At 58.5% G+C, this 13,166-nt stretch carries 13 protein-coding genes and 1 pseudogene; 8 read left to right on the forward strand and 6 right to left on the reverse strand.

Annotation, left to right across the window (positions count from 1 at the left end; all coding sequences use genetic code 11):
* Positions 1-75 precede the first annotated feature (75 nt).
* A complete protein-coding gene (gene ruvX, locus NW805_RS03040; protein WP_011433350.1) occupies positions 76-588 on the forward strand; it encodes a Holliday junction resolvase RuvX in 513 nt (170 codons plus the stop codon).
* A 140-nt stretch (positions 589-728) separates the two neighbouring features.
* Positions 729-1,946 (forward strand): NAD(P)/FAD-dependent oxidoreductase, encoded by a 1,218-nt coding sequence (locus NW805_RS03045; protein ID WP_011433349.1) that lies wholly within the window; start codon positions 729-731, stop codon positions 1,944-1,946.
* Here the strand turns inward: NW805_RS03045 and proC are convergent.
* The 5 genes from proC to speB form a co-directional block, all read right to left on the reverse strand.
* Positions 1,943-2,746: a pyrroline-5-carboxylate reductase gene (gene proC / locus NW805_RS03050; RefSeq protein WP_414421601.1), complete on the reverse strand. Its 804-nt coding sequence runs from the start codon at positions 2,744-2,746 to the stop codon at positions 1,943-1,945. The genes NW805_RS03045 and proC overlap by 4 nt on opposite strands.
* Before the next feature lie 5 nt (positions 2,747-2,751).
* Positions 2,752-3,327: a cell division protein SepF gene (locus NW805_RS03055; RefSeq protein WP_414421705.1), complete on the reverse strand. Its 576-nt coding sequence runs from the start codon at positions 3,325-3,327 to the stop codon at positions 2,752-2,754.
* Between the two features lie 603 nt (positions 3,328-3,930).
* The gene (locus NW805_RS03060) at positions 3,931-4,614 is read right to left on the reverse strand and encodes a YggS family pyridoxal phosphate-dependent enzyme (RefSeq protein ID WP_011433346.1); all 684 of its coding nucleotides are present in this window, start codon (positions 4,612-4,614) and stop codon (positions 3,931-3,933) included.
* 103 nt (positions 4,615-4,717) lie between these two features.
* Positions 4,718-5,566 carry a prohibitin family protein gene (locus tag NW805_RS03065; protein ID WP_011433345.1) on the reverse strand — a complete coding sequence of 283 codons (849 nt, stop codon included), beginning with the start codon at positions 5,564-5,566 and terminating at the stop codon, positions 4,718-4,720.
* Positions 5,567-5,638: 72 nt separating this feature from the next.
* Positions 5,639-6,562: an agmatinase gene (gene speB, locus NW805_RS03070; protein WP_414413650.1), complete on the reverse strand. Its 924-nt coding sequence runs from the start codon at positions 6,560-6,562 to the stop codon at positions 5,639-5,641.
* Positions 6,563-6,756: 194 nt separating this feature from the next.
* Between speB and NW805_RS03075 the strand changes: the two genes are divergently transcribed.
* The 6 genes and pseudogenes from NW805_RS03075 (at position 6,757) to NW805_RS03100 (ending at position 11,863) form a co-directional block, all read left to right on the forward strand.
* Positions 6,757-7,509 carry a DUF561 domain-containing protein gene (locus NW805_RS03075; RefSeq protein WP_011433343.1) on the forward strand — a complete coding sequence of 251 codons (753 nt, stop codon included), beginning with the start codon at positions 6,757-6,759 and terminating at the stop codon, positions 7,507-7,509.
* A gap of 347 nt (positions 7,510-7,856) precedes the next feature.
* Entirely contained in the window at positions 7,857-8,591 is a 735-nt protein-coding gene (rph, locus tag NW805_RS03080; protein ID WP_011433341.1) for a ribonuclease PH, read from the forward strand.
* Positions 8,592-8,837: 246 nt separating this feature from the next.
* Positions 8,838-10,079: a response regulator gene (locus NW805_RS03085; RefSeq protein ID WP_414421602.1), complete on the forward strand. Its 1,242-nt coding sequence runs from the start codon at positions 8,838-8,840 to the stop codon at positions 10,077-10,079.
* Positions 10,080-10,196: 117 nt separating this feature from the next.
* Positions 10,197-10,637 (forward strand): annotated as a pseudogene (locus NW805_RS03090) (ATP-binding cassette domain-containing protein); the annotation flags it as partial.
* Between the two features lie 12 nt (positions 10,638-10,649).
* Positions 10,650-11,288 (forward strand): riboflavin synthase, encoded by a 639-nt coding sequence (locus NW805_RS03095; protein WP_414332173.1) that lies wholly within the window; start codon positions 10,650-10,652, stop codon positions 11,286-11,288.
* 11 nt (positions 11,289-11,299) lie between these two features.
* Positions 11,300-11,863: a shikimate kinase gene (locus NW805_RS03100; RefSeq protein ID WP_414421603.1), complete on the forward strand. Its 564-nt coding sequence runs from the start codon at positions 11,300-11,302 to the stop codon at positions 11,861-11,863.
* Positions 11,864-11,989: 126 nt separating this feature from the next.
* Here NW805_RS03100 and psbD read toward each other — a convergent pair whose 3' ends face one another.
* Positions 11,990-13,048, reverse strand: coding sequence for a photosystem II D2 protein (photosystem q(a) protein) (psbD, locus tag NW805_RS03105; RefSeq protein ID WP_414332488.1), 1,059 nt, complete (start codon positions 13,046-13,048; stop codon positions 11,990-11,992).
* Between the last annotated feature and the right edge of the window lie 118 nt (positions 13,049-13,166).

Genomic DNA, 13,166 nt, shown 5'->3' on the forward strand with positions numbered 1-13,166 from the left:
GGTCATCGAGAGAGGATAGGGGAACGGAAACTGCAAGCCCCAAAGGGGGCCAGGCAGCCATAAAGATCAGCAAGGATGTCGATAAGCCTGAACTATTCTGCCACAAGGGATCCCCTTTCAGCGCTGGGGCTGGATGTAGGCAACCGCCGCATTGGCGTGGCCGGCTCCGACCGGCTGGGGCTGCTGGCTACTGGCCTGGGGGTGATCCAGCGCCGTTCCCTCTCAGAGGATATTGCCCAAGTGCAGGAGTGGATCCGCCGCCGCCAGGCCACCGTGGTGGTGGTGGGGATCCCCCTTCTGGCGGATGGGTCGGTGGGATCCCAGGCCCGCAAAGTCCAGCGGTTCGTGCGCGCTTTGCAGGTGGCCGTGGATCTTCCCATTGTTACCGTCAATGAATACCTGAGCACCGCGCAGGCGGAGTGGGATCTGCGCGAGGCGGGGATCCCGGCCAAAGCCCAGAAGGGCTTAATCGATCAGCAGTCGGCGGCGGTAATTCTCCAAACTTGGCTGGACGAGCGACGGGCTTCCCTGTCAGAAGTGCCGGCTTGGCAAAGCTGGGGCAACAAAGACTACGCTGGAGAAGTCTAGCCGGGAAAGTTTAAATCAATTCAAGCCCAAGGTGGGCCATCCCTCGTTGCCCCTTCTGCATCAGCAGGGTGTGATTGTTAAGTCGGGGCCTTTCGCGCAACTTTGATAACGTCTGATAACGTCACGTGAACCATCCGAGCATGAATCGCATTTGCATTCTTGGGGGCGGCTTTGGCGGGTTGTACACAGCTTTGGAACTGAGCCGGCAACCCTGGCCAGAACCACCCCAGATCACCTTGGTCGATCGGCAGGAGCGGTTCGTCTTTGCCCCCCTGCTTTATGAGCTGCTCACCGGAGAAATGGAAGACTGGGAGGTGGCCCCCCGTTTTCAAGATCTGCTGCCCCCGGGATCGGTGCAGTTTCGCCGCGGATCTGTCCAGGCCATTGACCCTCAAGCCCGCCGCGTGGAGCTGGAAGATGGGCAAAGCTTGGAGTACGACGCGCTGGTGCTGGCGCTGGGGGGAGAAACCCCTCTGGAGAGCGTTCCGGGAGCGGCGGAGTTTGCTTTTCCCTTTCGCACCCTGGCAGATGCTCAGCGGCTGCGCGCCCACCTGAAGGCGTTGGAAGACCGGGATCCGGCTCAGCCTGTGGCTCTGGCCATTGCAGGAGCAGGGGCTAGTGGCGTGGAATTGGCCTGCAAATTGGCGGATCGGCTGGGCTGGCGGGGACGGATCCGCCTCATCGAGTTGGGATCCCAAATCTTGTCCGGCTTTGCTCTCTCCAGCCGGGAGGCGGCCCAAGAGGCGCTGGCCCAACGGCGGGTGCAGGTGGAGTTGCAAACCAAGGTCTTGGGCATCGAGGCCCTTGGCGAGAACGGCGCCCCTCCCTTCCATCTGCAGCTGCAACGGCTGGAGACCCAGGAGATCGCCACAGATCTTGTGGATGCTGTGCTGTGGACTGTCGGAACCAGACCGGCAGCGGTGATTGCCAATTTGGATCTGCCCAAAACGGAGCGGGGACGGCTACAGGTTTTGTCCACCCTACAAACCCCCACCTTCCCAGAGATCTTTGCCTTGGGAGATGCAGCAGCGGTGGTGGATGCGGAGGGCAAGCCGGTGCCGGCCACAGCCCAAGCGGCTTTTCAACAGGCCGGTTATTGCGCCTGGAACCTGTGGGCTTTGCTCACCCAGGAGCGGCCTCTCTTGCCCTTTCGCTACTTTTCTCTGGGGGAAATGCTCAGCCTGGGGGTGGATACGGCGGTGCTTTCTGCCCTTGGCGGCCTCACACTGACCGGCCCCCTGGGCTATTTGGCCCGGCGAACTGCCTATTTGGTGCGCCTGCCCACACTGGAACACCAGCTCAAGGTGGGATGGAATTGGATCACCCGCCCCCTGTGGCAAGGGCTGCTGGCCCGCTAGGATCCCTGTAACTGGCAAGAGCGCTCGTAGGCCGCTCGCACTGCCTGCATCAGGGCTCCCCGCACCCCCGCCTGCTCCAAGGCTTGGATCCCGGCAATGGTCGTCCCCCCTGGACTGGTGACCCGGTCTTTGAGAACGGCAGGGTGCAGATTTTCTTGCTGCAAGAGGGCAGCAGTACCCGCCAAGGTCTGCAGGGCCAACTGGGTAGCAATGGGACGCGGCAGCCCCACCTGTACCCCTCCGTCGATCAGCCCTTCCAGAATCACCGCCAGATACCCCGGCCCGGAACCCGAAAGTGCCGTCACCGCATCCATCTGGCTTTCGGCCACCGTCACCACCTCGCCCACCGCGCGAAACAGCTTCTCCACCTGCTCCACCTGCATAGGCGTCACCCCTGGCCCGTAGCTGATGGCCGTTATGCCCGCCCCCACCAGCGCCGGCGTGTTGGGCATCGTGCGCACCACCTTTTGTTTGGGAAAAGCCTGCTGCAACTGCTGCAAGGGGATCCCGGCCATAATCGAGATCACCAGCTCTGTGGCGGACAGCCGGCCCATCTCAGCCACCACTGTCGGGAAGAGCTGCGGTTTAACGGCCAGAAACAGAATCTCAGACTCTCCCGCCTGGGATGGAACCGCCAACAATCGGAAAACCAGCTCATGCTGCAGGGCCACAGCCTTATCCAGATCAGGCTCCCGCAAGGCCACCTGCGCTGCGGGATAAACTCCCACAGCCACCCAACGCCGCAGCAGGGCGGATCCCATGGCTCCACCCCCGATAACACTTAGCAGTGGCCGCTCCATAACGACTAGTGCTGGCCCACCGCCTGCAAATGCTCATAGCTGCTGGGCCAGAGGGGGGTAGGGCTTTGCAAAGGGCGCTGCAGCGGCTGCACCACTTGGCTACTGGGGGTGGAAACCATCACCGTGCTGGGGGTGAACAAAAAAATGTTCTCTCCGATGCGCTCTTGGTGGCCATCGATGGCGTAGGTGCCGCCGGCAACGAAATCCACAGAGCGCTGCGCCTCAGCGGGATCCATTAGGGTCAAGTTCATGATCACCGTCTTGCGCTCCCGTAGGTACTGGATAACCTGAGCCATCTCATCGAAGCTGCGCGGCTCCATCACCACCACTTCACTGGTGGGTGGGTTTACGCCCGGTAATCCAATCACGTTGCTCCCCATACTGCCCCCTGCTGAGCGATCCCGATGCTGACTGCGCCGATGGCCCCGCGACTCTTCTCGACCGGCAGAGCCCTCCCCCGCTTCCACTCCCCGTTGCCGCCGCCCTCGCGGAAGGGTACTCACTTCCTCCTCTTCGGGGGGAGCAGCCGGTTGGGAACGGCGTCCCTCGTAGAGCAGTTGGTAATCATCCTGCCCTTCCATTTCAGAGTACTCCTCCAGGCCGTCCACGGGATCATTCAGACCCACAAAATCTCTTACCCTGCTCCAGATTCCATTGACATTCATATGTATGCACATCCTCACTACAGGTCATGGGTTTACGGCGAGCATAGGATTCAGGCTCTTGATTGGATCCTGAGTGGCTCACTCAAGCTAGGGGGCGTCCTTTTATTCTCGGTCAAAGTCTTTCATCGGTCAAAGTCTTTCAATAGGCTGAGACAGGGTTTGCTCAGGAAGCTGCCGAAGCAGGTGGGGGCTAACGTAGGTTAACAAAACCCCATTGATTCGACGACTAGAGTTTACCCACGAAGAAGTGAAGATGTCATCTCACTTGCCAAGCCGTTGTTTGGCAGGATTGAACTCTGCTCCCCGTCTGGATTGAGCCCACGTTAACGGAAGTAACGCAAATGATTACAAATTTCCCCAAAATTTCCCCAATAAGGCAAATCCTGGGCGGGATCCCCCCACTTTTGATTATCCAAGCCGAACTCTCGCCCCAAAGGTGCCCCGCAGGGCGACTGGGGAGTTGCACGGCTTTACACAAAATATTTACACAAAAATTTAACGGCTTCACAGAGGTCACATCTATTCCTGCTCGGCGTCGGCAAACAAAGCGCGCCCCAGCCGGATCAAGTTAGAGCCTGCTGCCACCGCCAGGAGGTAATCGTCGGACATGCCCATGGAGAGGGTGTGCACCTGCAGATGTTCATAGCCGCTGCGCTGGATGTAATCGGCCAGTTCGGCCAGCTTGCGAAACAGGTCTAGGGCCGCCTCTGAGCTCAAGCCCAAAGGCAAAATGGTCATCAGGCCCACAATTTGCACCTGCAGCAGTTGGTTCAGTTCGGGGAGGCTCTGCAACAGATCGGGGATGAGCCAGCCGAACTTATTGGGATCCGGAGCCAATTTAACCTGCAGGCAAAGCTTGGGGGTGAGGTGCAGCTCCCAGGCTTTTTGGTTGATCAGCTTGGCCAGGCGCAAGCTATCGACGCTGTCGATCCAGGCAAATTGCTTAAGGGCTGGTTTTACTTTGTTGGTCTGCAGATGCCCAATTAAGTGCCAAACAATGCCGGTCAGATCCTGCAGTTGCCCTTGTTTGACGGCGGCCTCTTGCACTCGACTCTCCCCAAAGTGGCGGATCCCAGCCCGATAGGCGGCGCGGATGTGGTCGGCACTGTAGCCTTTGCTCACTGCCATGATCTCCACATGGTCTGGGATCTGGGCTCGGATGGCCTGAATGCGGCTGTGGATGAGCTGCTCGTCAAGGGGCATCGTCAGGTCAGCAGGCCGGGGATCTCTATCCCCATTCTCGTTCCAATTGGCAACAATGCTCTGGGATAGATTTTTGCAGAACCCAGAGCCAACGGGCTGTCCGCTACCGCTGCCAGGGATCCGGTCGGGAGATGATCACGCGGGTGCCGGGCGCCAGTTTGCGCGCGTAGTCCAACTGCACCACTTCTGGGTTTTGCTTCAGGGCTTCCCCCTGGAGGCGAATGGCTTGGGCTTCTCCTTCTGCCAGGATCACCAATCGTTGTTTTTCCAGCTCTGCTTTTTCCACGAGGAAGCGTTCCCGCTCTTTCTCTTGCTCGGCAATTTGCTTTTGCTCGATGGCCGTTTGGAATTGGTCGGAGAAGCGGACATTGCGCAGCAGCACGTTTTGCAAGATCAGGTCATTCTCAGCAAAAATGCTGGAGAGCTGCCGCTCCACATTTTCCTGGATCTGCTCGCGTTCTTCCGAGAAAACGGCGATGGCGCGGTGCAAAGCCAGTTCATTGCGCACCACCGTCCGCACCTCTGGGCGAATCACTTTGTCCACGTAGGAAGGGCCAATGGTCTGGTGCAGGTGGGCCACTTGGTCGGGATCCAAGCGAAAGCGCACCGAGACATCGAGGGAGATCTGCTGGCCGTCGGCGCTGAGCACTTTCAACGCATCATCCCCCTGGTTTTCGGAGCGTTGGGAGGCCATGGTGTAGGTTTGGGTGCGCACGTCGTAGAAGATAGGCGTTTCCACCAGCGGCAGCAGGAGGTGCAGCCCTTCTCCCAGCGGCTGCGGCTTCAGCCCCGTCAGGGAGTTGAACACCACGGCCCGTGTGCCGGCAGGCACCACCACCAAGCACTGCAGCAAGGTGGCCAAGAGGATCAGCAGCAATGCCCCACCCACCAAGGGAATCCAGGACAAAGCGGGAAGTTCAAAAGCAGGACGACGGGGGTGGGCCGATTTCACAGGTGTGTTACCCAAAAACCTAAAGAACTCGAACAGGTGCCCCGGGGATGGCCGGCCAAGCTCTTCTTGAGCTTAACCCAAGGCCGCAGCCAAGATCTGATAGGCCAGTTTGGCGACCGTGAAGGCGCTGCGGCGATCGGTTTCCCGTTCTCCCGTGACCGACAGCTCGACCACATCGGCGCCGATGATTTGCCGTTGCTGTCCTAGTGCCCGAATCAGCTCCACCGTCTCCCACCAGCCCAAGCCGCCAGGTTCGGGGGTACCGGTGGCTGGCACAACAGCGGGATCCAGCCCATCCACATCCACCGTCAGGTAAACCTGGGGGCCCAAGGTGGCAATCACCTCTGGGATCCACTCCTGGGCTGGCTTGGTGTGCAAGCTGTGGGCAAAAAAGGTGTGCAGACGGCGCTCGCGAATGGTTTGGCGGTCTTCGGCGCAGATGGAGCGGATCCCCACTTGGGTGAGGCGGCTGCCCACTTGCTCCACCACGCGGGCCATGGCAGAAGCATGGGAATAGCGGGATCCCTCGTAGCTATCTCTCAGGTCGCAGTGGGCATCGATTTGCAGGACGTGCAGCTCCGGATAATGGGCCAGGTGGGCAGCAATCAGGGGCCCGCTGATGGAGTGCTCCCCACCAATGGAAAGCAGGAACCGCCCCGGTCTCACCCACTCGGCAGCGCGACGCTGGATTTCGGCCATAGCCAGCTCCTGGGCGGAAGATCCCAGACCTTCCAACTCCACCGGGGGGGCCGTCCAGTAGCGGGAGATCTCTTCCGAGAAGTCGGGGTGAAGAGCTGGCTGGCGATCCCGTACCTCGTCGTAGATCTCCACATAGGCAGAAGCCTGCAACAGCGCCTGAGGGCCTTTGGCGGTGCCTTTGCCATAGGAGGTGGTAGCCTCGTAGGGGACGGGCAGGAGAATTGCTTGGGCCATCTCCGGATCCGGCTCAGGCAGGCCCAGGAAGGGGAAGGGAGAGCGATACATGATGGCTTGCAAGAAGGGATCCCTATTCTATTGAATCTATTGAAGAATTGTGGTGAGCCAAAAGGACTGGGATGATGGGGTAAAGAGGGATCCCTTGTGGGATTGAGGCAAACCCTCTAGACTGAGCAAAGGCTTCCCCAAGCCCAGTTTTAGCAGCCATTTGTTTTCACTCCTCTTAGACTGCCTTTCCACAAGCTGACGAGCCTATGACCACTGCCTCTCACGCTGCTCTTTTCGACGCTCTGGCCCAACGTCGGGCCCTCAAGATCATCAGCGGTCTACAAAACTTCGACCTGCAGTCGGTTCTGAGCATCACCCGCGCCGCCCAACAGGGAGGGGCCACTTGGGTGGATATCGCTGCCAGCCCCGAATTGGTGCAGCGGGTACGCGCCCAGATCGATCTGCCCATCTGTGTGTCGGCGGTGGAGCCGCAGCAGTTGGCCGCAGCCGTACAGGCAGGAGCAGACATGGCCGAGATCGGCAATTACGACAGCTTCTACCCTTCAGGCCGCATCTTCTCCGCAGCGGAAGTCCTAGACCTTACCCGCCGAACCCGCTCTCTTCTGCCCCGCACGCTCTTGTCGGTAACCGTTCCCCACACTCTGCCTCTGAATCAACAGGCAGAATTGGCCGAGAAACTGGAGGATCTGGGAGCCGATCTCATCCAAACCGAGGGCAGCACCAGTGCCGAGCCGGTTCACGGGGGATCCCTGGGCCTGATCGAGAAGGCTGCCCCCACCCTGGCCGCCGCCTATGAAATTAGCCGTGTCGTCTCGGTACCGGTTATCTGCGCTTCCGGCCTCTCGACGGTAACAGTGCGCTTGGCCATTGCTGCCGGCGCTTCAGGTGTAGGGGTGGGCAAAGCTGTCAGCCGGCTCCAGGATGAAGTGGCCATGGTGGCTCAAGTGCGGGCATTGGTGGAGGCCTTGGGAGGATCTCGGATCCCTGCCCTTGTCTAGGTCGATGTCTGACCGGTAAAAGTTGACCCTCTTGCGCCAGCGTGCGCTGGTGCATTTTTTTAGATTTTCTTGGACAAGCAGGGAATAAGTAGGTAAGTAGGGCAGCTGAGGGTTGAGATCAGCCGCTAGAAGTTTTGCTGCTCACAAGTGCTTCACTTTCTTCCGCGTAGAGGTGGCATACCCGGCAATATCCAATTTGCGGCGGTTGCTACACTTGTCGTCCTTGCCTTCCCAGACCAATTCCGTCCGCAGCCGTCGCCCCAGTCATGTTCTGCAAAGATTCCAAGTCCTGAGCCGCATTGGGCAGACATGGTTGACAATGCGAGGGATCCCTTTTTGAACTGTCCATGAGCTGGCAACGCCCAGATAATCGCACCGCTGCTCAATTGCGCCCGGTTTCTTTTGAGCGCCACTTTACCCGCTATGCCCCTGGCTCGGTGTTGGTCAAGTTCGGCCATACCCATGTCCTTTGCACCGCCAGTGTGGCCGAAGAAGTTCCCCCTTTTCTGCAGAACACCGGCCAAGGCTGGCTGACGGCTGAGTACCGCATGTTGCCCGGAGCCACGCAACAACGACAGCCGCGGGAAATGTTGAAACTATCGGGCCGTACTGCCGAGATTCAACGGCTCATCGGGCGCAGTCTGCGCGCCGCCTTGGATTTTCGCAAGCTGGGATCCCGTACCATCACCGTCGATGCCGATGTGCTGCAGGCCGATGGCGGAACGCGCACCGCCGCGATCACAGGGGGCTATGTGGCTCTGCACGACGCCATCACTTGGCTGTACAAACAGGGGGCGCTGGATCCGGCCCAGGGATCCCCGCTGCGGCAGCAGGTGGCGGCCCTTTCAGTAGGAATTGTGCAGGGAGAGGTACTTGTGGATCTGTGCTATGAGGAAGACAGCCAAGCCGAGGTGGACATGAACATTGTTATGAACGAGCAGGGATCCTTCATCGAGATCCAGGGCACTGCCGAAGCCGCCTGCTTCAGTCGCCCGCAACTGCTACAAATGTTGGAGATGGCCCAAGCCGGGATCCAAGAATTGCTACAAGCCCAACGGCAGGCTCTCAATTTAGAAAGATAGAGCCATAGCCGGACCCTAGCCTTGCAATGGTAATCCTTCAAGGCACTGCATATGGGATTGCATGGGTGTATATCCTGGTTGGCAAAGCGGTATTCCCTTGCTGTAAAGGAATGGCCGGGAAAGCTAAGATCAGCCAGTTGTTAAAATAAGTGAGCTCTCTGAAGCTCTCCTTTCGACGGTTTGAGCGTGTGGCTGAGGTGAATCGCTGCTCATTTGGCCTGAAGAAGTTGGCCCGGAGAACGCTGCATGTCCCGTTTTGTGTTCGGCTCGGAGGAACTTGCGCCACTGCTCAGGCAGCAAGGTTGGCGGTTTACCACTGGATATCTGCACATTCACCTCAAGGGACTGGATCCCTCTGAGGGTGCGGAACCCTGGGTGTTGACCTACTACCACGGCAGGCTGTTTTTTTCTGCCGATCAACCCCTCAACACGCAAATCCTGCTGAAACGACTCTCCCGCTTTATTCCTCGCCTCAACTTGGAATGGCCACAGCGGGCCATCTCGGTGGTGCAAGAGCGCTTGATGAAAGACCATTCCTTACCTGAGCTGCTGGAGGCTATCACGCAATTGGGCCTGCTCAAGCCGGGGGAGCTGGAAGATGCCCTGTGGCTCAACCTGCTTACCGATTTCGACCGCTACCTATTCGAACGGGCAGGCACCTGTTACTTTGAGGTGCAGGAGCAGGTCGCCCAAGAGGCCCCCATTGGCGGGTTTGAGTTGGAGCCGCTGCTGCAAGAAGCCGCCCGGCGCCACGATCGCTGGGCAGATTTGAAGGTGGCGATCCCAACTATGCTGGCGGTGCCGGTGGTCAATTGGGAGCGAGTCAACCGCTATCGCATCACCGATGAGCAACGACAGAAGCTCCACGCTCTCACCAAAGATGGCCAGTCGCTGGAAGCAATCGCCAAGAAGCTGTGCCGGGATCGGCTGGAGGTGGCCAATCTCTTTGCCTCCTGGGCGAAAAAAGGTTTGGTCAGCCTACAAACACCCCAAGAGCTGCTGCAGACCAAGCGCCACAACCCGATAACCATCTTGGCGGTGGACGACAGCGTGGTGATGCAGGAAATCCTACGGCAGTATTTGCCCAACTATCAGGTGATTACAACGGGCAACCCCGCCGAGGTGCTTCCTTTGTTGTTTCAGCATCGGCCCCACCTGTTGTTGATGGATATCGCCATGCCGGGGATCGATGGTCTAGAGCTTTGCCGCATTGTGCGCAGCTTAGAAGAGTTTAAGTCCCTTCCCATCCTGATGGTTACCGCTCGCGATGGTCTGCTGGCCCGCATCCGCGGCAAATGGTCGGGGGCAACCGCCTACTTGACCAAGCCCTTCAACGAAAGTCAGCTTAATGCAGAGGTGAAGCGGCTTCTGGCCCAACAGCCGCCTGCCCACAGACAAAATCCTCTGTCGGTTCAGGGAGGCAGAACAGGTCATCCTGCCCTGTTTCAGGGATCCCCCAATCCCCTTGAGGATCAAGCGAAAGCATAATATCCCCCTAGGCTTATCCCCATCACCATCAGCTTTCCTGTCAGAACTAACGAAAATTTTGTGTTAGACAAGAAATCAACCCAAGAGATCATAACCTGTCTGGGCCGACTGTCGATGTCAGAAGAAGTGCGCACGCTGTTGGGTCGCTTTCTCTTCAGTGGCGACGCCTTTTTTAAGAAGGTAGCGGCTTTGAGTGGAGGAGAAAAAGCCCGCTTGGCGTTGGCGAAAATGCTACTTCAGCCGGCCAACCTACTGATTTTGGATGAGCCCACCAACCACTTAGATATCCCGGCCAAAGAGATGCTGGAAGAAGCTTTACAGCATTACGATGGCACGGTGATCCTTGTTTCTCACGACCGCTACTTTATCTCAAAAGTGGCCAACAAGATTGTAGAGATTCGCAACGGAGAGTTGGTCGCCTACCAGGGCAACTATCACTACTATCTAGAAAAGATCGCTGAAGAGAAAGAGAAAGCCCGACAAGAGCGAATCGCTGCCGAAAAACGAGCCAAAGAGCGAGAAAAACAGAAAGCCAAAAAGGCAGCCGGCAAAACCTAAGGAGCCAAAGCAATGTTTACGGGTCTGGTTCGAAGTTTGGGCACAGCCCAGTTGATCAATTCTTCACAGCTACGGGTTACCTGTCCCCGGTTGCAACCTCAGTTGGCCTATGGAGATAGCGTGGCGGTGGACGGCCTTTGCCTGACGGTGGTGGAGATTCTGCCCGATGGATTTTTGGCCGATGTTTCGCCGGAAACCCTGCGGCGCTCGACTTGGGGCCAGGGATCCCTCGGCCCGCGCACAGTCAACCTGGAACCGGCGCTGCGGGTAGGAGACAAGTTAGGGGGGCATTTTGTCAGCGGCCATATCGATGGGGTGGGGCAACTGTGGGATCAAGCCGCCACTGGCAACGCCTGGGAGCTGAGCTTCAAGGTTCCTGAAGAGATCGGGCGTTACATCGTACCCAAGGGCAGCGTGGCGGTGAATGGGGTGAGCTTGACCATTGCTGAGGTGCGCCAAGGGGGCTGCTGGTTCAAGGTGGCTGTGATCCCCCAAACCTACCGCGAGACCAACCTTTCTCAGCTCCAAGTTGGGGATCCCGTCAACATAGAGGCGGATATTTTGGGCAAGTATGTGGAAAAATTGCTGGGCTTGCTGCCCCCCGAGAGCAGCGTTTCTCTGGAGTTTCTGGCCGAGCATGGCTATATCTAGGTACCTTTCCCATGATCCACCCCGAGGAAGTTGAGCGCCTGCGCGGCGTAAATGTTTATCTCATTGGGATGATGGGCAGCGGCAAATCCACCGTGGGATCGGAGCTGGCAGCCCAGTTGCGCTTTCAATTTTTCGACACCGATGGTCTGGTGGAGCAGGTGGGGGGTTCTTCCATCGCTCAGATCTTCGCCGAGCATGGGGAAGCCTACTTCCGGGATCTGGAGACGCAGGTGTTGGCCCAGTTGAGCAGCTACACCCGGTTGGTGATCGCCACAGGCGGCGGCATTGTGTTGCGCCCCAAAAATTGGAGCTACTTGCACCATGGCCTCACCGTTTGGCTGGATGCGACCCCCGAGCTGATTTGGCAGCGGCTCAAGCGGGATCCCGGCCAACGCCCTCTGCTGCAAACCCCCGACCCCCAAGCTACCCTGTACAAGCTGATGCAAGAGCGAGAGCCGTTCTACGCCCAAGCCGATGTGCGGGTGCCCATCCGGTCAGAAACTAGCCCGCCCCAGTTGGTTGAACAGATCTGGCAAGCCATTCGCGCCCGCTTGCGAGATGGGATCCCTTCCTAGCCACCTCATGCCCATTACAAAAAACAAAAAGGGATCCCTTGGGGGATCCCTGAACTCTTCAATACTCAAGTGGATTACTTAAGATTCGCCGGGAGCGGATCCCTGACGCAGCCAGGGTAGCTTCCTTTAGAGCGCGTTGCCGCGGGGGAGGACTTCTTCAGGGAACTCAAAGCGCTCATGGGGCTGGTCCTGCGGCGCCATCCACGCCCGAATCCCCTCGTTCAGCAAAATGTTCTTCGTGTAAAACGTCTCAAACTCAGGGTCTTCCGCTGCCCGCACCTCCTGACTGATAAAGTCATACGCCCGCAGGTTCAGCGCCAACCCCACTACCCCAATGCTCGACATCCACAAACCCGTCACCGGCACAAACAACATGAAAAAGTGCAGCCACCGCTTGTTGGAAAACGCTATCCCAAAAATCTGGCTCCAGTACCGGTTCGCCGTCACCATCGAGTAGGTCTCCTCCGACTGCGTCGGCTCAAAAGCCCGAAAGGTGCTGGCCGCATCCCCATCCTGAAACAGGGTGTTCTCCACCGTCGCCCCGTGAATGGCACACAGCAGCGCTCCACCCAAAACGCCAGCCACCCCCATCATGTGGAACGGGTTCAGCGTCCAGTTGTGGAACCCCTGGAAAAACAGCAAAAAGCGGAAAATCCCCGCCACCCCAAAGCTGGGCGCAAAAAACCAGCTGCTCTGCCCCAGCGGGTAAATCAAAAACACGCTCACAAACACCGCTATCGGCGCGCTAAACGCAATGGCGTTGTAGGGCCGCACCCCCACCAGCCGGGCAATCTCAAATTGCCGCAGCATAAAGCCAATCAGCCCCAGCGCTCCGTGCAGGGCCACAAAGGTCCACAGCCCCCCAATCTGGCACCAGCGGGTGAAGTCCCCCTGGGCTTCGGGGCCCCACAGCAGCAGCAGGCTGTGCCCCATGCTGTCGGCGGGGGTGGAGACGGCTACGGTCAAAAAGTTGCACCCTTCCAGGTAGGAGCTGGCCAACCCGTGGGTGTACCAGGAAGTTACAAAGGTGGTGCCGGTGAGCCAGCCGCCCAGGGCTAGGTAAGCGCAGGGGAACAGCAGCAGCCCGGACCAGCCGATAAACACGAATCTGTCACGCTTGAGCCAGTCATCGACGATGTCGAACCATCCTCGCTCCTGACGCACGCGCCCTACCGCTATGGTCATAGGACGTCTCTCCAGAACAATGACGACGAATAAAGTGCAATACAGCAGCGCCCACAACAGTTCTGAGCAGCACTGTCCTTCCATCTTACGAAAAATCAATAAGTTGCAACATAACCTC

Origin of the sequence: Synechococcus sp. W60.1, from assembly GCF_047461575.1 — a bacterium.
Classification (GTDB): Bacteria; Cyanobacteriota; Cyanobacteriia; order Thermostichales; family Thermostichaceae; genus Thermostichus.